Here is a 20,065-nt window from a genome sequence, read left to right as displayed (position 1 = left end):
AAAGCGGCCGAATCGGGTGGTTCAGCCAGTACGGTGTGTCAGTGAGCCACGCGCGACGCGAAGACCCGTTCCTGCCGGAGCACGAGAACATCACCGGAGTGATCCCCCGGGGCCTGCGCATCAGCGCGGCGCTCGCGTGGCGGTTCATCGTGATCGTGGCCGCGCTGTACGCCGTGGTCTGGGTGATCGGCTACCTGTCCGTCGTCATCATCCCGCTGTCCATCGCCCTGCTGCTGTCCGCGCTGCTCGCGCCGGCGGTGCAGAAGCTGGTGGCGGTGAAGTTCCCGCGCGGGCTGGCGACGGCGATCGTGCTGGTCGCCGGGCTGGCGGTGCTGGGCGGGCTGCTGACGTTCGTCATCACGCAGTTCTCCTCCGGCCTGCCCCAGCTGCAGAAGCAGCTCAACGACAGCCTCAACCAGATCAAGGAGTGGCTGCTCAACGGGCCGCCGCACCTGCGCCAGGAGCAGATCCAGGACTTCATCAACCAGGCGATCGGGTTCATCCAGAACAACCAGGCGTCCATCACGACGACCGCGCTGACGACGGCGAGCACCGTCGGCGAGATCCTCACCGGCTTCCTGCTGACGCTGTTCATCACGATCTTCTTCCTCAGCGGCGGCGAGGGCATCTGGACGTTCCTCGTCCGCGCCGTGCCCGGCCGGGTCCGCAACCGCGTCGACGTCGCCGGGCGCCGCGGGTTCGCGTCGCTCGTCAGCTACGTGCGGGCGACGGCCGCGGTCGCCGTGGTCGACGCGGTCGGCATCGGCGTGGGCCTGTGGATCGTGGGCGTGCCGCTGGTGATCCCGCTGGCGACGCTGGTCTTCATCGGCGCGTTCATCCCCATCATCGGCGCGGTCATCGCCGGCGGGGTCGCGGTGCTGATCGCCCTGGTGACGAACGGGTTCATCGGTGCCGTCATCGTGCTGGCCATCGTGATCGGCGTGATGCAGCTGGAGAGCCACATCCTGCAGCCGCTGCTGCTCGGGCGGGCGGTGAAGCTGCATCCGCTGGCCGTGGTCCTGGCCATCACCGCCGGCCTGGTCGCGGGCGGGATCGCCGGCGCGCTGCTGGCCGTGCCGCTGCTGGCCGTGCTGAACGCCGGCGTCCGGTCGCTGCTGCACGAAACCAACCCGGACCCGGCCGAGGTGAACGTCCTGAAGGACCAGGCCGCGCAGCCGAACGACGCCAACCCCGGGTCGTCGACGGCCGAAATCGCGACGGTCGGCGAGGCCGAAGCCGAGTCGTCGACGGCCGAGCCGCCGAAGCGCACCGACCGGCCGTGACCGTCCGGCGGTCACCGGACCCGATCACGCCCATGTGGCGTGGCGTGCTCGCGTTCCGCGTGCTCACCTGGGCGTTCGCCTGCGGCACCGTGATCATCCAAAGCGGGCACTACCAGCGCGAGTGGCTGGCCTGGACGATCCTCGGCGTGATGGCCGCGTGGTCGGTCGTCAGCAGCTTCTTCTACCTGCGCGAGCGGACGCGGCCGCCAGTGCTGGTCGTCTTCGACCTCGTGCTCACCACCGCGCTGCTGCTGACCTCGCCGTGGGTGCTCAGCGACGCGCAGTTCGCCTCGAACGTCCCGCTCATCACGACGGTGTGGGCGGCCGTGCCCGCGGTCGCCGCCGGCGCGCGCTTCGGCGCGAGCGGCGGCGTGCTGGCCGGGCTGGTCCTCGGCGTGGCGACCGGGCTGGCGCGGGAGAAGTTCGACCTCGACGTCGCCCGCGACGGCGTCCTGCTGGCCGCCGCCGGGCTGCTGGTCGGCATGGCCGCGACGATGGGCCGGCGCTCCGCGGCGCGGCTGGAGCAGGCGCTGCGCAAGGAAGCGGCGACGGCCGAGCGGGAGCGGCTGGCCCGGTCGATCCACGACAGCGTGCTGCAGGTGCTGGCCCGGGTCCGCAAGCGCGGCAACGAGGTCGGCGGCGAAGCCGCTGAGCTGGCGAAGCTGGCCGGCGAACAGGAGATCGCGCTGCGGTCGCTGGTGACGACCGAACCGCTGAGGCCGAACGACAGCGGCACGGCGAGCCTGCGCGCCGCACTGCAGCTGCTCGCCACGTCGTCGGTGCAGGTCTCGGCGCCGGCGGACGACGTCGAGCTGCCCGCCCACGTCACCGGCGAGCTGGTCGCCATAACCCGCGAAGCGCTCTCGAACGTGGAGAAGCACGCGGGCCCCGGCGCACAGGCGTGGGTGCTGCTGGAGGACCTCGGCACCGAGGTGGTGGTGAGCATCCGCGACGACGGACCGGGCATTCCGGACGGAGTTCTCGAGCGAGCGGCCGCGGACGGGCACCTCGGTGTGGTGGAATCCATCCGGGGGAGGGTGCGCGACCTCGGCGGGAGCGCGACCCTCGACACCGGGCCCGGCCGGGGCACCGAGTGGGAGGTCAAGGTGCCGAGCACGAGGGGTGCGAAGTGAGCGACGAGCGGATCTCGGTGATGGTGGTCGACGACCACCCGATCTGGCGCGACGGGGTGGCCCGCGACCTGACCGAGCACGGCTTCGACGTGCGAGCGACCGCCCCCGACGCCGACGCCGCGCTGCGGATCGCGCGGACCGTGCGACCGGACGTCGTGTTGATGGACCTCAACCTCGGCACCACCTCGGGCGTGGCCGCCACCCGCGAGATCACCTCCGCGCTGCCGTCGACGAAGGTGCTGGTGCTGTCCGCGAGCGGCGAGCACCAGGACGTCTTGGAGGCGGTGAAGGCCGGCGCGTCCGGCTACCTGGTCAAGTCGGCGTCCGCGGCGGAGCTGGTGGACGCGGTGCACCGGACCGCGGCCGGCGACCCCGTGTTCACCGCGGGACTGGCCGGGCTGGTGCTCGGCGAGTACCGGCGGATGGCCGACGCGCCGGCCGAAGGCGCCGAGCCGCCCCGCTTGACCGAGCGCGAGACCGACGTCCTGCGCCTGGTCGCGAAGGGGCTGACCGCGCGGCAGATCGCCGAGCGGCTCGTGCTGTCGCACCGCACGGTGGAGAACCACGTGCAGTCGACGCTGCGGAAGCTGCAGCTGCACAACCGCGTCGAGCTGGCCCGGTACGCGATCGAGCACGGCCTCGACGAGGAGTAGCCCTCAGGGCAGCACCGCGAAGCCGGACCAGGTGCTCGTCGGCAGCGCCGCCTTGCCCATCCGCCACGCCGGCTCGCCCGGGTGCCAGGCGGCGAGCACGCCGTCGGCGAGCACGAGGTCACCGGAGTCCGACCAGTCGAAGCCGCCACCGCGTTTGAGGTGCTCGGTGATGAACGGCATCGCGGCGACGTGTTCCCAGTCCGGCCCGTCCAGGCGCAGCAGCCAGAGGTCGCGGGTCTGCGTGCTGGTGCCGCGGTAGGCGGGGTTCGCGAAGTCGACGGCCCAGATGCCGCCGTCGCGCGAGGGCACGACGGTGGGTGTCCTCGCGACGACCGGCCGGCTGAGCTGCCGGCGGCTGTTGTCCCGCAGGTCGACGAGGGTGAACTCGGTGAGGCCGTCGAGGAGCATCCGGTCGCCGGCGACGCCGAGGATGCGCGGCGCCTGCTGGACCGTGCGGCCGGTCTCCGGGTCGATCAGCGCGTCCGTCGACTCGGCGGCGCCGGAGTTGATGGTGATCAGCAGGCCGTGCGGGGTCCCGGCCCGGACCTGAGTGTGGCAGCTGGCGGACTGGCCGTGGGAGAACTCGCCGCCGGAGAGCGAGACGCGCTGCAGCCGGCAGGCGTCGGGCGTGTCCTGCCGGATGACCCACACGCTTTCGCCGTCGACGGCCGGCGCCACCGACCAGGCGCGGCCGAGGGAACGCGGCGGGCTCGCGGGGCCGGTGTAGACGAGGATTTCGAACGGGTCGTCGCTGCCGGTGCCGGACGGGTAGGCCGTCAGGACCGCGTGCGTCCCGACCCGGACCACGCTCAGCCCCAGGTCACCGCCGGGATAGCCGGGCGGCGTGGCGACGGGTCCGCGGTCCGCGTCGAACAGGGCGGGACCGGTGGTGGGGACGAGGGCGGTGATGCCGATGCCGCCGGTCGTCGGGGACCCGGCCAGGCCCTCGGGCAGGGTCGGCGGGGCGGCCGGCGCCGTGGTCGTGGCGCTCGGGCCCGGCGGCGGTGACGGCGTTTCGCCCGTGCACGCGGACAGCACGACCAGGGCCGCGCAGACGGCGGCGCCGCGGAATACGGGTCCGTTCAGGGTTTTCCCCCGATCTCCCTGGTGGAATCCGGTTCTACCATCGTGGGCATGGGTGAGGAAGAGACCGCGGCGGCGGAACCGCTGACCGAGACCAAGCCGTTGGGCGAGCGCGATCTTCGGGTGTCCGACGACGAGCGCGAGCACGTCGTCGGGGTACTGCAGAAGGCGATCGGGCGGGGGATGATCGACCTCGACGAGTTCACCGAGCGCACCGACCGCGCGCTGGCGTCCCGGACCCGCGGCGAGCTGAACGCCGTGCTGGCCGACCTCGCCGGGCTTTACCACCCGGCGGCCGCGGTCGCCGCCGCGCCGTCGTACGCGGCTGCTCCGCCGGTGGGCTACGGCGGTTACTCGCCCGGACGGCGTTTCGAACTCAACGCGAAGTACTCGTCGCTGGTCCGCAGCGGGCCGTGGGTGGTGCCGCCCGAGATGGTCGTGCGGAACAAGTACGGCTCGACGAAGCTCGACTTCACCGAGGCCCAGGTGCAGTCGCCGGTGGTGCACATCGAACTGGACGCCAAGTGGGGTTCGGTCGAGGTGATCATCCCGGAGCACGCGGCGGTCGACGTCAACTCGATCACCGACGTCAAGTTCGGCTCGCTGGAGGACAAGACGCGCAGCAACGGGCACCTGGGGAACCCGCGCTTCGTGCTGAGCGGCCGGGTCCACGGCGGTTCGCTGGTCATCCGGCACCCGCGGCGCGGGTTGTTCGGCTAGCCGGGGCCCTCTGCCCCCGGCGTCAAGAAGGCCTCCCCACCCAGGCATCGGGTGGGGAGGCCTTCGCCTTTGTCAGGCGCTTCGCAGATTCCTCGCGACGAAGCCGACGAGGATGGCGAACGCAACGGCCGCGAGCCCGGCGACGACGTGCAGCCCGCCGGCGAGACCGTGGGTGCGGACGACGGCGTTGCCCAGGGTCCCGACGGTGGCGATGCCGAGGGCGTAGCCGAACTCGTTGACGGTCTGGGCCAGCGACGCGGCGGCACCGGCCTTGCGCTGCGGGACCGAGCCGACGACCAGATCGGTGCCGAGCGCGACCATCGGACCGACCCCCACCGACGTCACGGCGAACCCGAGCGCGGGCCACGCGGGCCCGGCGGCGGGGTCGACGAGGGCGAGGATCGCCATGCCGGCCGCGGCGAGGGCAACACCACCGGCGATCAGGACGTTCGGCTTCACCCGGCGCGCGAGGGCGGGCGCGGCGAGGAAGCTGACGGTGGAGGCGGCCATCCCGGGCAGCAGGCCCAGAGCGGCCCCGACCGGCGAAAGGTGCTGCGCGACCTGGAGGAACTGCGCGACGAACAGCATCGTCGTGCCGCCGAGCATGCTGAACAGCAGCATCCCGCCGAGCGTGGTGCGGAAGGCCTTCGCGGCGAAGAGACTGAAGTCGACCAGAGGGTCTTGCAGGGTGCGCTGCCGCTTCACGAAGACGTACCCGACAGCCAGGCCGGCGATCAGCGCGGCCAGGGGAACGGGGTGGACGCCGTCGCGAGCCAGTTCCTTGACGCCGTAGACGGCGGGGAGGATCGCGGCGAGCGAGAGGGCGACGCTGGGCAAGTCGAGCCGGCCGGCCTGCTCGTCGCGGTATTCGGGCAGCAGCTTCGGGCCGATGACGAGCAGCAGGACCATGGCGGGCACGCCGAGGAGGAAGACCGAGCCCCACCAGAAGTGCTCGAGCAGGACGCCGCCGACCATCGGGCCGATGATGGCGCCGACGGTGAAGCAGCCGGCCCAGATCCCGATGGCCTGGGCTCGTTGCTGCGGGTTCTTGAAGAGGGTCCCGATGAGGGAAAGGGTCGACGGCGCGAGCGTCGCCCCGGCGATCCCGAGCACGGCCCGCGCGGCGATGAGCATGCCGGGCGTCGTGGCGAAGGCGGCTCCCACCGAGGCGACACCGAATGCGGCGGCCCCGATGAGCAGCAGCTTCCGCCGTCCGATCCGGTCGCCGAGCGTCCCCATGGTGACCATGAAGCCGGCGACCATGAAGCCGTAGGTGTCCATGATCCAGAGCTGTTCGGTGCCGTCGGCGTGCAGGCTGGTGGCGAGCTTCGGCAGCGCGAGGACGAGGACGAAGACGTCGAGCGAGACGAGCAGGGTGGGCAGGGCCAGCACGGCCAGGCCGATCCACTCCCGACGCCCGGCCCGCGCGGTTCCGGCCGCGGCTCCGGCCGGCGCTTCGGCGGTGATGGTCATGGCTGCTCCCTCTCGGCTCGGTGGTGCTTTCACCACTTCGTCGAGCGGGGTACGCCGGAATCGACAGCCCGGCCGTTCTTTTCGCCGAGAAGACCGTGCAGGCCCAGTTGTCAGGGGCGAGCTGCCGCCCGCGCCGCCGCCGGGTCCGACGTGGCCAACGCCGCCGCCGCCAGCGTCTCGCACTCCGCGAGCGCCGCCGAGGCCAGGCTCGCGCCCACCGCGCGGATCGCCGGGGCGTTCATCGACAGGCTCGTCAGGCCCAGACCCGCCAGGACCAGCGCCAGCCGCGGGTCCGCCGCCGCTTCACCGCAGACGCCGGCCGGCTTGCCCGTGGCCTTCGCCGCGTCGCCGATCAGCTTCAGCAGGCGCAGCAGGCCCGGCTGCCACGGGTCGTTGAGCTTCGCCACCGCGCCGAGCTGGCGGTCCGCCGCGAACGTGTACTGGGCGAGGTCGTTCGTGCCCACCGACACGAAGTCCACGGCTTCGAGGATTTCGCGGGCGCTCAGCGCCGCCGCCGGGATCTCGATCATCACGCCCGCCCGGGCGATGCCCGCCGCGCGGACGCGCTCGGCGAACCAGGCGGCTTCCTCGACCGTCGCGACCATCGGGGCCATCACCGAAACCTCGGCGCCGGAGTCCTCCGCCGCGCCGGCGATCGCCTCGAGCTGGCGGTCCAGAACCTCGGGGCGGTCGAACGCCACGCGCAGCCCGCGGACGCCGAGCGCCGGGTTCGGCTCGGCCTCCGGCGAAAGGAACGCCAGCGGCTTGTCGGCGCCCGCGTCCAGGGTCCGCACGATCACCGGCTTGCCGCGGAACGGCGAGAGCACCGCCGTGTACGCCGCGCGCTGCTCGGCCACCGACGGCTCCTCCGAGGCGTCCAGGTAGCAGAACTCGGTGCGGAACAGGCCGACACCCTCGGCGCCCGCGTCGGCCGCGGCCCGCGCGTCCGCCGGGGAGCCGACGTTGCCGTAGACCTTCACGCGGTGGCCGTCGGACGTCGCGCCCGTGCCGTTCCAGTCGGCCAGCTGCGCCACCGTCGCCGCGACGACCGGCGCCGACGGGTCCACGACCTCGACCGTGCCCGCGTCGCCGTCGACCGCAAGCGCTTGCGCGGCCAAGCCCAGCAAGCCCCGCACCGCGACGACGGCCGGGATGCCCAGTGCCCGCGCCAGGATCGCGGTGTGGCTCGTCGGGCCGCCCTCTTCGGTGACCAGGGCGAGCACCTTCGCCGGGTCGAGGCCCGCGGTGTCGGCCGGGGCGAGGTCGCGCGCGACCAGCACGCTCGGCGACGCCAGCTCGGGCACGCCCGGCGGTGCGATGCCGAGCAGCTCGGCGACCAGCCGATCGCGCACGTCGCGGACGTCGCGGACGCGCTCGGCCATGTACCCGCCCGCGGCGGCCAGCGCTTCGGCGAAGCCTTCGGCGGCCTGGTGGACGGCTCGCGCGGCGGGCAGTCCCTGCGTCTTGACCAGCTGCTCGGCCTGGGAGGCGAGCGCCGGGTCGGCCGCCATGGCGGCCGTGGTGATGAGGATCGTCGCGGCCTCGCCGGTGGCGGTCTCGGCCTGCTTCTCGAGCCGGCCGGCGACGATCGCGGCCGCCGGCGTGATCCGGGCGGCTTCGGCGGCCGGATCGGCCGGGGCGGGGGTGGCGGCGGGCTCGCCGAGCGGCTCCGCGACACGGACGACGGGACCACTCGCGCGGCCGGGGCTGACGGCGACCCCGGACAGAAGCTCAGACGACATGGTCTAGACCATAGCTCAGATACGTCTGGATATCTCGTGGTGGCGGGCGCAAGCCCCGCTGACGCACCTGTTCGAGCACCGGCCGGACCTCCTCGTGCCACCAGGCTTCGGCCAGTTCGCCGCGGCTGCGCACCGGCCGCCCGGCCAGCATACGGCGGAAACCCCAGGCCTCGGCCGAGTCGGCGAGCCGGAACCAGTCGGCCGGATCGTCGAGCCACAGCCCGAGCCGGACGTCGTCCGGCAGCGGGACGCGCTCGAGGAACATCCGCTCGGCGGTCTTCGACGGCAGGTCCGCGAGCGTCAGGCAGCGCAGCGCGCAGGCGACGGTGCTGATCCAGCGAACCCGGGCCCGGATGGTCGTGGCGCCGCGGGCGCGCGCGATGGCGACGCGGTGGTGGCCGTCGTCGACGAAGAACATGTCGGACAGGCGCACGAGCCGCACCGGCGGGAGGTCGGCCGACGTCCGCGTCAAGCGGTCCCAGCGATCGCGCAGCGCCCGGTTGCGCGGGCGGAACTCGCGGTCGAAGTCGCCGGCGCGGGCGACCGTGCCGACGATGCCCGCCAGCGGGACGTCGTAGACGCCTTCGTCGACCTCGGTCTGCTTGCCGAGCGCCTTCAAGGTTTCGCCGAGCGGCATGATCGCGAGGTGGTCGGGCCGGCGTGCCTCCGCTATCGCCCTCAGCTGAGCGGCGTAGCCGCGCCACCAGGCCGAACCGAACGAGTCGCCCATGTGAGGTGCAACACGCGCCTCGCGATGATCATTCCCCCAGGTCGGCGGCGGTGGGATAGGACGGCTGCGCGCCGTGCCGCGTCACGCTGAAGGCCGCGACGCGCACCGCACGCTTCGCCGCGGAGGCGAGGTCGGCGCCATCGGCGAGAGCCGCGGCGAGCGCACCCGCGAAGGCGTCCCCGGCGCCGGTGGTGTCGACGGCTTCGACCTCCGGCGCCCCCACGTTCGTCGTGCTGTCCTTCTCCACGACGACCGCACCCGCCGCGCCGAGCGTGACGACGGCGGCTCGCGGCCCGAGGTCCAGCAGCTTCCGGAAGTCGACGCCGGGCCCGGTGAGCCAGGCGGCTTCGTGCTCGTTGACGAGGAGGACGTCGAGCTTGGCCAGCGTCCCCGGAGAGAGCTTCGCCGCCGGCGAAAGGTTCAGCAGCACCTTGACGCCCTTTTCGGCGGCCCGCGCGACGGCGTGCTCGACGGTCGGCAGCGGCACCTCGAGCGAGGCGACCATGATCTCCACCCCGTCGAAGACGGCGTCGACATCGGTGGGCTCGAGGCTCGAGTTGGCGCCGGGGGAGACGAGGATGGCGTTCTCGCCGTCCGGGGTGACGGTGATGTAGGCGATGCCGGTCGGCCGATCACTGGTCCGGACCAGTCCGGTGTCGACACCGGCGGCACGCAGCGAGTCGAGCAGCAGCCGGCCGTAGGGATCGTCCCCGACGGCGCCGAGGAGCGCGACGTCCGCCCCGAGCCGGCCCGCCGCGACCGCCGTGTTGGCTCCCTTGCCGCCCGGCGAAAGCACGGTGTCGCCGCCCAGCACCGTCTCGCCCCCTGCCGGCCGCCGGTCCACCGCGACGACGAGGTCGGCATTGGCGGATCCCACAACGAGGACGTCGGAGTTCATCCCCGCACTGTGCCACTAAAGCCGTCCGACCAGGTCGGGAAGGGTGCGGTGGGGGAAAGTGAAGGTTTTTGTAACTTATCCGGCGTTGAGTGCGACAATCATGCGAGCAGCGGATGCCCGTCACTCGATCGGGGGATGTCTTACCCCCGGCCGTCACTATGCGGACCGGTCCCGCTCTCCAGGTGCGTCATCACGCGAAGACGTGGTGACGTTGTCCCGACCGGCGAGAGCCGGACAGGGCATCAGGTCGCCGGCGCCGATCACGTAGCCCCCCGAGTGATCGGCGTCGGCGGCGCCCCGCCACCGACCGCCTCGATTTCGGCGGTGAACTCGCGGTACCGCTCCGGGCGGTAGACCGCCACCGCCTCCCGCACCTGCCGGGCGGCGGCATCGGTGAACGCCTCCGGCAGCCGATACGCCCCCTTCTCGCCCGGTAGCCGGTGGCTCCCCAGCTCGGCACCGAGCTGCCACAGGCCTCGCAGCTCGGCGCGCCGCCCGACCGCCGCCTCGGTGAGGAACAGGTCGATCACGCGCAGAACGAGGCCGTCGTGGTCGATCGTGGTCAGCCTGACTTCGGCGACTTCCGCCCAGTCGAGCATGAACGTGGTCTGGCCCCGGCGGTACCAGCCGATCCCGTCGGCCGAGATCGTCACCGCCGTCGCGTACTCGCTCGTCCGGTACCAGCGCGGGGTGAAGGTCATGAGCCAGATCGGGGCCGCGAGGCACATCAAGCCGAGCGTGGTCAGGATCTTCAGCGCGTCACCGGAGCCGATGAGCGATCCGGCGATGGCGAAGACCGCCCCCGGCACCATGATCGACCCGGCCAGCCGCCAGTACCGCTGAGCCGACCATTCGGTCGGCGCGATCTTCCGGCTCCCGTGCCCGGTGCCCGACCCGGCCCCGGCAGCCAGCACGCAGCTCGGCGACGCCAGCCTGACGCTCGCCTGCCACGGCGTGACGCGGTGGCGCAGCCGCCGGCGCCGGTGTACCTCGGACCAGGCGGCGAGGCCGAGGAAGAAGGTGATCCCCGGCGCGATCGACCACCACACCAGCAGTTTGTCGGCGGCGCGCCGGAACTCCCTCGATCCCTCGACCGGCACCGGCTCGCCGATGTCGGCCGGCGTGAGCTCGTTCAGCTCGAACCGCGCTGAACGGGTTCGACCGTCTTCGGTCGTCACATCCGCCGTGCAAAACCAGTAGAAGCCGAGACCGCCTCGGCTGATCGGACCGATCCGATCGCACGACGTCACCCGCGCGACGCCGTCCGCCGTGCTCGGCCGGTCGGGTCCGTACTGGACCATTCCGCGAGCCGTCACGCTCCACAGCCCGAGGACCACCACCAGGACGACCAGTGACTGCCCGGCGATCTTCTTCCATCGCGGGCGGCGAACCACGGGAACGGACTCGTAACCGGCTGACCGGGTTTTCGCCGGGGTCACTCGATCGAACCGGAAATCCGCTGGGTGCCAGGCTGTCCGGAGAACGGTTGCCCGTCGTCCGCGGTCACCGGGCCGGACCTCGGCACCTTGTCGACCGGGTAGTTCGTCGAGTGGTCCTCCGGGACGATCGACGTTTCGTCCCGGTCGTGCTGCTGTTCTCCCGCGGACTGACCGGGACCGGTCGTCATCTGCTCGAAGAACTTCATGAACGCTTCTTGGCCGGCGCCCTTCGCGAAGCCCTTGAACATCTCGCCCGCCGCTTGCGCGGCCGCCTCCGGCAGGTGGCCCAGGCGGCTCACCACCCGCTGCGCGATGGGTTCCAGGACACTGCAGATCGACCGCAGGAAGTCCCTCGCTTTCGCGAAGGCCCTCGCCAGCCTGCCGCATTCCTCGACCATCTTGCCGCCTTGCTGGACGGCGAAGGGGATTCCCTCCGCGGCCAGCCCGGCCGGGTACGCCGGCGGCGGGTAGCGCATCAGGATCTTGACGATCTTGGCGAGGGTATCGGTGATGAGATCGCGAATGAGGGTCCGGACGACGTCGAGGATCGTCTTGCAGATTCCGATGACCGTCGCGACTTTGGTCGCCGCGTCGGACAAAGCCGCGTACGCGTCCAGCTGCTGCTGCACGTAGACGCGGTACTGGTCCGCGACCTTGCCCTTCCAGTCGAGGCAGTTCTTCCGGACCTCTTCGGTGAGCTTCTCGGCGGTCTCCTGGACGCGCTTGCCGATCGTCTCCCACTTCTTGCCCTCGAGATCGAGAGCGTCCTGGTCGCCGGTGACCCAGTCCAACGGCTCTTTGAGGAAGTCGATGTGCTCGATCAGCCAGCCGAAGCCCCAGCTGAGCAGGGTTTCGAACGGATCCTTGAGGAGGTCCTTGGCGCCGAACCCCGCGTTCGCGAGCGAGAAAAGCCCTTCGGTCCAATCACCGTGGAGAAGCTTTTCCGCCCCACCGACCAGGTCCTGGAGTCCGCCCGCGCCCTCGAGAGCGCTGTCGACCACGTACTTCTCGGCGTCGGTCTCTTTCTTCGCCTCGTCGAGCATGGAACCGTCAGCCACCTCGAACCTCCGAGGCGCGGTTCACCAGCGCCGACGCGGACGCCTCATCCACTCGGCGCGCCTTTGCCCAGGCCGCTACCGCCTGCACGTGGTACTCGGCGCCCTTGACCGCCGAATCCAACGTCTCCCGGCTCTGTCCGGCGACGTTGTCGCACCAGAGGTCGAGCAAGCAGAGCCGGCCGATCAGGCCGAAGGCCTCCGAGCCGATGGGGTCGTTGTTGCTCAGCTCGGCGGCTTCCTTCAGCACCCCGAACGTCTCTTCCAGCTGCTTGGCGTGCTCGTCTATCGCGTCCGGGTTCTCGTCGAACCCGGGCCCGGTCTGTCCGGCCATCTTTCCTCCCCGGTCCGCCGGCTCAGCGCAGGTAGTCGCTGTCGCCGAAGTAGTCGTCATCCGTGCCCTCGTCCGCCTGCGGCCGGCGAGGCGGCTTCGGGACAGCCGGCTTCGGCGGTTCTTCCTCGGCGACGAAGCGTGCGCCGTCGTTGCGGGCTTCGAAGCCACCCTCGACGAATCCTTGTGGCCGGGGCTCGGGATATTCGCGCTGCAGCCGGCCGACCAGCTCGGTCATCGTCTCGGTCCCCGCGATCGAGGGAACTCCGGCTTCGACCGCGGCGGCGAGCCTGCTCTGCGCGGCCTGGACGGTCCGGAGGACCTCACCGGCCAGGTCGGACTTGTCGCGGACCGCGTGCCCGATCTCGAGGCCGACGAGGTTGCCGAGGTGGTTGACCTCGACCGCGATCTGGCCGTCTTTGCTGCGCTCGGCCACCGAGACGGTCGCCATCTCGGCCCGCATCAGGTCGGCCTTCCGCTGAGCTTCGGCCATCTTGGCCTCGAAGCTCGAGAAGAGTTGCTCAGGGTTCGTCACGCGAACCTCCCCGTTCACGTCAGTAGCCGTACGGCGACCGAGTGTGGCACATGGCACCGACAGTCGTGGGGGGTTCAGCTCTTTGTGACGAAGACCCTCGGGGTCGTTAATGCAAGACTCGTCGTAGTAAGCACCTAGACTGTTCGGATGAGCCACCCCACGCGAAGGGGTCGCGCGCGTGCGGCTACCGAACAGGACATCCGGCGGACCGCCCGGAAACTGCTCGTCGAGCAGGGGCCGGAGGCGGTCACCCTGCGCGCCATCGCGCGGGAGCTGGGGATCACCGCGCCCGCGCTCTACCGGTACTACGAATCCCGCGATGACCTCGTCGAGAACCTGCGGCTGGACGTCTGCGCCGATCTGGCCGACGAGCTCGCGGAGGACATCGCCGAGCTGCCGGACGACGGGATCATGCAGCTCTTCGCCATCTGCAAGGGCTTCCGGCGGTGGGCGCTCACCCACACGAAGGAATTCACGCTGGTCTTCGCGTCGCCGACCGGGGGTGTCGGGTCCGCCGCCGGGTCCGCGCTGAGCCGGGTCGACGAGCCCTTCGGGCGCATCTTCCTGGCCGCCGCCGGGCGGGTGCTCGCGCGGACCGACATCGTGCTCCCGTCGGCCAGCGGGGTGCCCGACGAGCTGCGCGACGACCTCCAGACGTTCCAGGAATCGCTGGTCACCGTGCTCGCCGAGTCCGACCGGGCCGTACCGGTGGAGAAGATCGACCTCGGCGTGACGTACCTGATGATCCAGTTCTGGGCCCGGCTCTACGGGCACGTCACGCTCGAGGTCTTCGGCAACTACCCGATCCCCATGTCCAAGCCGGACGTCCTGTTCGAGGCGATGCTCATCGACCTCGCCCGGGAGATCGGGCTCTACTCCGGCTAGGCCGCGTGGCCGCCGTCCACCGACAGGGTCGCGGCCGTGACGTACGCGCTGCCCGGCGCGGCGAGGTAGGACACCGCCGAGGCGACCTCCGAAGGCAGGCCGTAGCGGTCGGACGCCGTCAACGCCCGCTGGTCCGCCGCGTACGGGCCGTCGGCCGGGTTCATGTCCGTGTCCGTCGGACCCGGGTGAACGAGGTTGACCGTGATGCCGCGCGGGCCGAGCTCGCGCGCCAGCGCCTTGGTCAGGCCGACCATCGCCGCCTTGCTCGTCGCGTACAGCGCCATGCCCGGGCCGGGCACGCGGTCCGTGACGCAGCTGCCGATCGTGATCACGCGGCCGCCGTCGCCCAAGACGCCGGCCGCGGCCTGGGTCGCCGCGAACACGCCGCGGACGTTCACCGCCAGCACGCGGTCGACGTCTTCCAGAGACGTCTCCGCCAACGCGCCGACGAAGCCGACGCCCGCGTTGTTCACCAGCACGTCCAGCCGGCCGAACTCGGCGACGGTCGCCGAGACGGCCGCCGACACCGCGGCCGCGTCCGCCGAGTCCGCCTGGATCGCCAGCGCGCGACGGCCGAGGTTCTTGATCTTGTCGACCACCTCGGCCGCCCGCGCGGCGTTGTGCTGGTACGTCAGCGCGACGTCCGCGCCGTCCTCGGCGAGCCGCAGTGCCGTGGCCGCGCCGATGCCGCGGCTGCCGCCCGTCACCAGCGCCACCTTGCCGTCGAGGGTCATCCCCGGTTCTCCTTCGATCGAACGAACTTCCTTGACCGTTCAATCAAATCGAGAACACAGGAAAAGCACCGGCGGCTTTCCGACAGCGCGCTACAACACGATGTTGACCAGCTTGCCGGGCACCACGATCACCTTGCGCGGGGTGCCGCCGCCGACCAGCGCCGCCACCTTCTCGTCCGCCAGCGCGGCCGCTTGGACCGCGTCCGAAGCGGCGTCCGCCGGCACCGTGACGCGGGATCGGACCTTGCCGTTGACCTGGATCGGGTACTCGACCGAGTCTTCGACCAGGTACTTCTCGTCCACCACCGGGAACGGGCCCTGCACCAGCGAATCCGCGTGGCCCAGCCGGTGCCACAGCTCCTCCGCCAGGTGCGGGGCCAGCGGCGCCAGCATCAGCACCAGCGGCTCGGCCAGCTCGCGCGGCGTCGACGCGCCCGCGCCGTACACCTTGGTGACGTGGTTGTTCAGCTCGATCAGCTTCGCGCCGGCCGTGTTGAACCGCATCTCCGCGTAGTCCTCGCGGACGCCCGCGATGGTCCGGTGCAGCGCCTTGCGATCCGCTTCCGAAGCGTCCTTAGTGGACACTCGCAGCTCGCCGGTCGTCTCGTCGACGACCAGGCGCCACAGCCGCTGCAGGAACCGGTGCGCGCCCACGACGTCCTTGGTCGCCCACGGCCGCGACATGGCCAGCGGGCCCATCGCCATCTCGTAGAACCGGAACGTGTCGGCGCCGTAGTTCTCGGCCATCTCGTCCGGCGTGACGACGTTCTTCAGGCTCTTGCCCATCTTGCCGTACTCCTGGCTGACCTCTTCGTCGTCGAAGAAGTACTTGCCGTCACGCTCCACGACCTGCTCGGCCGGGACGTAGACGCCACGCGCGTCCGTGTACGCGTACGCCTCGATGTAGCCCTGGTTGAACAGCCTCCGGTACGGCTCCTTGGACGTCACGTGGCCCAGGTCGAACAGCACCTTGTGCCAGAACCGCGAGTACAGCAGGTGCAGCACCGCGTGCTCGACGCCGCCGATGTACAGGTCGACGCCGCCGGTGTCGTCCACGCCGTGCTCCGCCGCGCGCGGGCCCATCCAGTACGCCTCGTTCTCGGGCGCGCAGAACGTCTCCGCGTTCGTCGGGTCCAGGTAGCGCAGCTGGTACCAGCACGAACCCGCCCAGTTCGGCATCGTGTTGATGTCGCGGCGGTAGGTCTTCGGGCCGTCGCCCAGGTCCAGCTCGACCTCGACCCAGTCGGTGGCGCGGGCCAGCGGGGACGACGGCATCGAGTCGCGGTCCTCCGGGTCGAACGTCACCGGCGAGTAGTCGGCGACCTCGGGCAGCTCGATCGGCAGCATCGACTCGGGTACGGCGTGGACTTCGCCGTCCTCGTCGTAGACCACCGGGAACGGCTCGCCCCAGTAGCGCTGGCGCGAGAACAGCCAGTCACGCAGCTTGAACTGCACCGTGGCGGTGCCGGCACCCTTTTCGGCCAGCCAGTCGATGATCGTCTTCTTGGCCTCGGCGACGTCCATGCCGTCCAGGAAGCTCGAGTTGATCGCGGGGCCGTCGCCGGTGAACGCCTTGCCGTCGAAGCCTTCCGAGGGCTGCACGGTCCGGATGATGTCCAGCCCGAACTTCTCGGCGAACTCCCAGTCCCGGACGTCCTGGCCGGGGACGGCCATGATCGCGCCGGTGCCGTAGCCCATCAGCACGTAGTCGGCGACGAAGATCGGGATCTGCTTGTCGTTGACCGGGTTCGTCGCGTACGCGCCGGTGAAGACGCCGGACTTCTCCTTGTTCTCCTGCCGGTCCAGCTCGGACTTGCGGGAGGCGGCGACGCGGTACTCCTTGATGGCGTCCGCGGGCGTCGCCGCACCACCGGTCCAGCGCTGGTCGACGTCCGCGGGCCACGTCTCGGCAACCAGCTTGTCGACCAGCGGGTGTTCCGGCGCCAGCACCATGTAGGTGGCGCCGAACAGGGTGTCCGGCCGGGTCGTGAAGACCTCGATCGCGTCGTCGCCGGCCTTGAACGTGACGCGGGCGCCGTGCGAGCGGCCGATCCAGTTCCGCTGCATGGACTTGACCTTCTCGGGCCAGTCCAGCAGGTCCAGGTCGTCGACCAGGCGATCGGCGTACGCGGTGATCCGCATCATCCACTGGCGCAGGTTGCGGCGGAAAACGGGGAAGTTGCCGCGCTCGCTGCGGCCGTCGGCGGTGACCTCTTCGTTCGACAGGACCGTGCCCAGGCCCGGGCACCAGTTGACCGGCGCTTCGGAGATGTACACCAGCCGGTGGTCGTCGATCACCTTCTTCCGCTCGGGCGCGCTCAGCGCCGCCCAGTCACGGCCGTCCGGCGTGGGACGCGAGCCGTCGGCGAACGCGGCCTCCAGCTCGGCGATCGGCCGCGCCTTGCCCGCGTCCGTGTCGTACCAGGAGTTGAAGATCCGCAGGAAGATCCACTGCGTCCAGCGGTAGTACTCGGGGTCGATCGTGGAGATGCGACGGCGTTCGTCGTGGCCCAGGCCCAGGCGCCGGATCTGGCGCAGGTAGGTCCGGATGTTCTCCTCGGTCGTCTTCCGCGGGTGCTGCCCGGTCTGGACGGCGTACTGCTCGGCCGGCAGGCCGAACGCGTCGAAACCCATCGTGTGCAGCACGTTGCGCCCGATCATCCGGTGGTACCGGGCGAAGACGTCGGTGCTGATGAAGCCCAGCGGGTGCCCGACGTGCAGGCCGGAGCCCGACGGGTACGGGAACATGTCCTGGACGAACAGCTTGTCGCTGGGCACCGGCTGCCCCTCGACCGAGAGCGGCCCGACGGGGTTGGGCGCGTGGAAGGTGCCCTGGTCGGCCCAATGGTCCTGCCAGCGCTGCTCGATCTGACCCGCCAGCGCGGCCGTGTACCGGTGCGCCGGGACGTCGGTCCCTGTTGTCTCGGTCATCGCCGTCTTCCTCCGTGGGAACTACTCCAGAAACAACTCGACCCCTCAGCCGCATGGGCATGAGGGGTCGCCGCGCCGGCCGGGCCGGGCCCGGTCAGCGCGGCAGGCTAAGGAGCAGCCGAGCCGTGTTCACACGTTCATCGTAACTTGCTGGTCAAAGCCGTTCCGAGGGGACCGCCAGTGCGACGAACTGGGTGACCTGCGTGGGTGAGAAGTTGTTGTCGCTGACGATGACCAAGCTGCGCTCGCCGTTCGGCAGCTTCGGGCCCCAGGTCATGCCCTCGATGTTGTCCACAGTGGACAGCCCGAGGTCGGCGGCGTCGAAGAGGAACCGCTTCTTGACCGGCTTGACGTGCTTCGCGTCGCCCAGGGACTTGACGTCCAGGACGTTCGTCGCGCCCTTCGTGTCGATCTCGTAGACGCGCACCTTGTTGCCGACGCCGGTGCTGAACGAGCGCTCCATCATCAGGAACTTCGTCGGGTCGGCCTGGTCGACGGCCAGCATCGAGGAGACGCCGGTGGTGGCGAACGCCGTCGGCGGCACCGGCGCGGCGAAGAGCGGCTCCTGCGGGTAGGCGTACTGCGCCAGGATCGGGCCGAACCGCGACTGGAGGGTGATCCGCGAGAGCGCGCCGGTGGTCGTCGTCGGCTCGGGGCCGTCCTGCAGGAGCGGACCCTCGACCTCGCCGGCCAGCAGCGAGCCGAACCCGGTGAAGGTGATGCCCTCGAGCACGAGGTTCTGGCGCGGGCCTGCCGTCGGGGTCATCTTCTCGTTCGCGGGGATCGGCAGGTCGCGGACGTATTTCCCGTCGCGGCGCGCCTCGCGGATCGACGGGTCGATCAACGTCGTGGCGGTGCGCTCACCCTCCTGCGACCAGTAGTAGCCGCCGGTCCACGGGTCGACGCGCAGCTCTTCGGGGTCGATCGTCTGCTCGTTCTGCGGCTTCGAGGGGTCGTTCTGGGTGAGCGGCGGGTACGGCGTCCCGTCCGGGCGCAGCAGCGGCTTGGTGCCGGTGAAGGTGACCGGGCCGACGCCCTTCGCCGAGACCGGGAAGGTCGCCGTGTAGAAGCGGGCGGGGTTGATCGCGGACCGGTCGTCGCAGATCAGGGCGTAACCGCCGGTCCGGGGGTCGTAGTCGATGCTGGAGAGGCCGCCGACCACCGTGCCCTGGAACAGCAGGGAGTTGGGGACGATCTGCTCGCCGAGCAGACGGATCGGCCGCTGGTGACTCTCGGTGGCTTCCGCCGGCGCCGCGGCGAAAATCCCCCCGATCAGAGCAGTGGCCAACACTGTGGGCAATACACGTCGTGACATGGCCTGTAGCACAGTCGGTCAGGGTATCCGCCAGGTTGCCAGGACGTCACGCTTATCCTTGACCTCGTGTTCGCTATCGCGCTGGTTCCGGTCGTGCTGGGTCTGCTCGTCGGCTTTGGTGGGTTCCTCGGGTTCCGCGAGCGCTTGACGCGCGAAGGCGGTACCGGCGTGCGCACGCAGGCCGCGTTGCGCAGCGAAGAAGCGTTCAAGCTGGCCAACCGCGTCGCGGGGCTGCCGACCATGGCCGGCGGCGCGATCTCCGTGCTCACCGGGCTGGCGGGGCTCGCGATGCCGACGTCCGCCGGCCTGATCTCGGCCGCGCTCGCCGGGGTCCTGGCGATGCTCGTGCTGGTCATGGGCGGTGGCGTGCTCGGGAACCGGGCCGCGCTGACCGTGCCCGCGCCGGCTCCGGCCGCGCCCGCGGGCTGCAGCGGCTGCGCGTGCGGCGCCGGCGGCTGCGGGGTCTTGCAGAAGGAAGAAGCTTAATTCCGCTGGAGGTCGCCCGGGTGGGTGGCCAGGAGGGCCAGCGGGATGCCCTGGCGGCGCAGCACCTGGCTCCACAGGTCGCCGCTCGGCGAGGCCAGGATGTCGCTCGGCAGCGCGGGCACGATGAGCCAGTCGGCACGCTCGATCTCGCGGGCCAGCTGACCGGAGTCCCAGCCCGCGTACCCGGCGAACACGCGCACGCCGCGGACCTTCGGCACCAGCGCCTCGGGGTCGGTGTCCAGGTCGACCAGCGCGACCGGGCCGCGGACCGCGATCACGCCCGGCACGCTCGCCGCCGTCTCGCCGGTGCGCAGCGCGGCCAGGCACAGCGCCGTCTTCTTCTCGACCGGCCCGCCGACGAACACCGCCTGCGGCTCGGCGACGTGCCCGCCCCAGTTGGGCAGCACGTCGTGCACGGCGACGTCGCTCGGCCGGTTCAGGACCACGCCGAGCGTGCCTTCGTCGCGGTGATCGATGACGAACACGACGGTCCGCTGGAAGTTGGGGTCGACCATCGTGGGGGCGGCGACCAGGAGCGTTCCCGGTTCAACCTCGGCGTCCGCTGGCACGCGACCCATGATCCCACCCCCGGCCCGGCGAATTACTTCGGCTCGGGAACAATCGCCCCACCCGCCTCGT

General features: G+C 71.1%; 19 protein-coding genes. 6 read left to right on the top strand and 13 right to left on the bottom strand.

The features are described from left to right. Positions 1–41 precede the first annotated feature (41 nt). The 3 genes from AB0N03_RS28495 to AB0N03_RS28485 are packed head-to-tail and all read left to right on the top strand — an operon-like array spanning position 42 to position 3,069. Positions 42–1,283, top strand: coding sequence for an AI-2E family transporter (locus tag AB0N03_RS28495; protein WP_364377750.1), 1,242 nt, complete (start codon positions 42–44; stop codon positions 1,281–1,283). Then, positions 1,280–2,416: a DUF5931 domain-containing protein gene (locus tag AB0N03_RS28490; protein ID WP_364377748.1), complete on the top strand. Its 1,137-nt coding sequence runs from the start codon at positions 1,280–1,282 to the stop codon at positions 2,414–2,416. The genes AB0N03_RS28495 and AB0N03_RS28490 overlap by 4 nt, the downstream gene beginning before the upstream one ends. Then, positions 2,413–3,069 (top strand): response regulator transcription factor, encoded by a 657-nt coding sequence (locus tag AB0N03_RS28485; protein WP_364377747.1) that lies wholly within the window; start codon positions 2,413–2,415, stop codon positions 3,067–3,069. Before AB0N03_RS28490 ends, AB0N03_RS28485 begins: the two co-directional genes overlap by 4 nt. Before the next feature lie 3 nt (positions 3,070–3,072). Here the strand turns inward: AB0N03_RS28485 and AB0N03_RS28480 are convergent, their stop codons facing one another. Further along, positions 3,073–4,107, bottom strand: coding sequence for a hypothetical protein (locus AB0N03_RS28480; RefSeq protein WP_364377745.1), 1,035 nt, complete (start codon positions 4,105–4,107; stop codon positions 3,073–3,075). Between the two features lie 96 nt (positions 4,108–4,203). Between AB0N03_RS28480 and AB0N03_RS28475 the strand changes: the two genes are divergently transcribed. Further along, positions 4,204–4,872, top strand: coding sequence for a DUF1707 domain-containing protein (locus AB0N03_RS28475; protein WP_364377743.1), 669 nt, complete (start codon positions 4,204–4,206; stop codon positions 4,870–4,872). 72 nt (positions 4,873–4,944) lie between these two features. Here AB0N03_RS28475 and AB0N03_RS28470 read toward each other — a convergent pair whose 3' ends face one another. The 8 genes from AB0N03_RS28470 to AB0N03_RS28435 form a co-directional block, all read right to left on the bottom strand. Further along, a complete protein-coding gene (locus AB0N03_RS28470; RefSeq protein ID WP_364377741.1) occupies positions 4,945–6,345 on the bottom strand; it encodes an MFS transporter in 1,401 nt (466 codons plus the stop codon). 110 nt (positions 6,346–6,455) lie between these two features. After that, entirely contained in the window at positions 6,456–8,087 is a 1,632-nt protein-coding gene (gene ptsP / locus AB0N03_RS28465; protein WP_364377739.1) for a phosphoenolpyruvate--protein phosphotransferase, read from the bottom strand. Further along, complete coding sequence (locus AB0N03_RS28460; RefSeq protein ID WP_364377737.1) at positions 8,077–8,817, bottom strand: hypothetical protein; 741 nt, start codon at positions 8,815–8,817, stop codon at positions 8,077–8,079. The genes ptsP and AB0N03_RS28460 overlap by 11 nt, the downstream gene beginning before the upstream one ends. 28 nt (positions 8,818–8,845) lie before the next feature. Next, positions 8,846–9,715: a ribokinase gene (locus AB0N03_RS28455; protein WP_364377735.1), complete on the bottom strand. Its 870-nt coding sequence runs from the start codon at positions 9,713–9,715 to the stop codon at positions 8,846–8,848. Positions 9,716–9,975: 260 nt separating this feature from the next. Further along, positions 9,976–11,109: a DUF6346 domain-containing protein gene (locus tag AB0N03_RS28450; RefSeq protein WP_364377733.1), complete on the bottom strand. Its 1,134-nt coding sequence runs from the start codon at positions 11,107–11,109 to the stop codon at positions 9,976–9,978. A 41-nt stretch (positions 11,110–11,150) separates the two neighbouring features. Further along, a complete protein-coding gene (locus AB0N03_RS28445) occupies positions 11,151–12,212 on the bottom strand; it encodes a hypothetical protein (RefSeq protein WP_364377731.1) in 1,062 nt (353 codons plus the stop codon). Further along, positions 12,205–12,543, bottom strand: a complete 339-nt coding sequence (locus AB0N03_RS28440) for a hypothetical protein (RefSeq protein WP_364377729.1) — start codon at positions 12,541–12,543, stop codon at positions 12,205–12,207. Before AB0N03_RS28440 ends, AB0N03_RS28445 begins: the two co-directional genes overlap by 8 nt. A 22-nt stretch (positions 12,544–12,565) precedes the next feature. Further along, entirely contained in the window at positions 12,566–13,075 is a 510-nt protein-coding gene (locus AB0N03_RS28435) for a YbaB/EbfC family nucleoid-associated protein (RefSeq protein WP_364377727.1), read from the bottom strand. 147 nt (positions 13,076–13,222) lie between these two features. Here AB0N03_RS28435 and AB0N03_RS28430 point away from each other — a divergent pair, with 147 nt between their 5' ends. After that, the gene (locus tag AB0N03_RS28430) at positions 13,223–13,960 is read left to right on the top strand and encodes a TetR/AcrR family transcriptional regulator (protein ID WP_364377725.1); all 738 of its coding nucleotides are present in this window, start codon (positions 13,223–13,225) and stop codon (positions 13,958–13,960) included. Here AB0N03_RS28430 and AB0N03_RS28425 read toward each other — a convergent pair. From AB0N03_RS28425 to AB0N03_RS28415, 3 genes are all read right to left on the bottom strand, one after another. Next, positions 13,957–14,694 (bottom strand): SDR family oxidoreductase, encoded by a 738-nt coding sequence (locus tag AB0N03_RS28425; RefSeq protein WP_364377723.1) that lies wholly within the window; start codon positions 14,692–14,694, stop codon positions 13,957–13,959. The genes AB0N03_RS28430 and AB0N03_RS28425 overlap by 4 nt on opposite strands. Positions 14,695–14,784: 90 nt before the next feature. After that, positions 14,785–17,625 (bottom strand): leucine--tRNA ligase, encoded by a 2,841-nt coding sequence (gene leuS, locus AB0N03_RS28420; RefSeq protein WP_364377721.1) that lies wholly within the window; start codon positions 17,623–17,625, stop codon positions 14,785–14,787. A 154-nt stretch (positions 17,626–17,779) separates the two neighbouring features. Continuing rightward, positions 17,780–18,940 (bottom strand): esterase-like activity of phytase family protein, encoded by a 1,161-nt coding sequence (locus AB0N03_RS28415; RefSeq protein ID WP_364377719.1) that lies wholly within the window; start codon positions 18,938–18,940, stop codon positions 17,780–17,782. A 66-nt stretch (positions 18,941–19,006) separates the two neighbouring features. Here AB0N03_RS28415 and AB0N03_RS28410 point away from each other — a divergent pair, with 66 nt between their 5' ends. Further along, complete coding sequence (locus tag AB0N03_RS28410; RefSeq protein WP_364377717.1) at positions 19,007–19,426, top strand: SdpI family protein; 420 nt, start codon at positions 19,007–19,009, stop codon at positions 19,424–19,426. Here the strand turns inward: AB0N03_RS28410 and AB0N03_RS28405 are convergent. After that, the gene (locus AB0N03_RS28405; RefSeq protein ID WP_364377715.1) at positions 19,423–20,004 is read right to left on the bottom strand and encodes a YqgE/AlgH family protein; all 582 of its coding nucleotides are present in this window, start codon (positions 20,002–20,004) and stop codon (positions 19,423–19,425) included. The two genes, AB0N03_RS28410 and AB0N03_RS28405, sit on opposite strands and share 4 nt — an antisense overlap. Positions 20,005–20,065 lie beyond the last annotated feature (61 nt).

Source organism: Amycolatopsis sp. NPDC051061, assembly GCF_040682935.1.
Classification (GTDB): domain Bacteria; phylum Actinomycetota; class Actinomycetes; order Mycobacteriales; family Pseudonocardiaceae; genus Amycolatopsis.
Note: the sequence above shows the minus strand (reverse complement) of the source record. Positions and strands in the feature narration are given on the sequence as shown.

Coding starts and splice junctions, on each gene's coding strand:
- AB0N03_RS28460 (WP_364377737.1), bottom strand. CDS start 8,817: ATGGGCGACTCGTTCGGTTCGGCCTGGTGGCGCGGCTACGCCGCTCAG.
- AB0N03_RS28470 (WP_364377741.1), bottom strand. CDS start 6,345: ATGACCATCACCGCCGAAGCGCCGGCCGGAGCCGCGGCCGGAACCGCG.
- AB0N03_RS28425 (WP_364377723.1), bottom strand. CDS start 14,694: ATGACCCTCGACGGCAAGGTGGCGCTGGTGACGGGCGGCAGCCGCGGC.
- AB0N03_RS28415 (WP_364377719.1), bottom strand. CDS start 18,940: ATGTCACGACGTGTATTGCCCACAGTGTTGGCCACTGCTCTGATCGGG.
- AB0N03_RS28440 (WP_364377729.1), bottom strand. CDS start 12,543: ATGGCCGGACAGACCGGGCCCGGGTTCGACGAGAACCCGGACGCGATA.
- leuS (WP_364377721.1), bottom strand. CDS start 17,625: ATGACCGAGACAACAGGGACCGACGTCCCGGCGCACCGGTACACGGCC.
- AB0N03_RS28430 (WP_364377725.1), top strand. CDS start 13,223: ATGAGCCACCCCACGCGAAGGGGTCGCGCGCGTGCGGCTACCGAACAG.
- ptsP (WP_364377739.1), bottom strand. CDS start 8,087: ATGTCGTCTGAGCTTCTGTCCGGGGTCGCCGTCAGCCCCGGCCGCGCG.
- AB0N03_RS28405 (WP_364377715.1), bottom strand. CDS start 20,004: ATGGGTCGCGTGCCAGCGGACGCCGAGGTTGAACCGGGAACGCTCCTG.
- AB0N03_RS28455 (WP_364377735.1), bottom strand. CDS start 9,715: ATGAACTCCGACGTCCTCGTTGTGGGATCCGCCAATGCCGACCTCGTC.
- AB0N03_RS28475 (WP_364377743.1), top strand. CDS start 4,204: ATGGGTGAGGAAGAGACCGCGGCGGCGGAACCGCTGACCGAGACCAAG.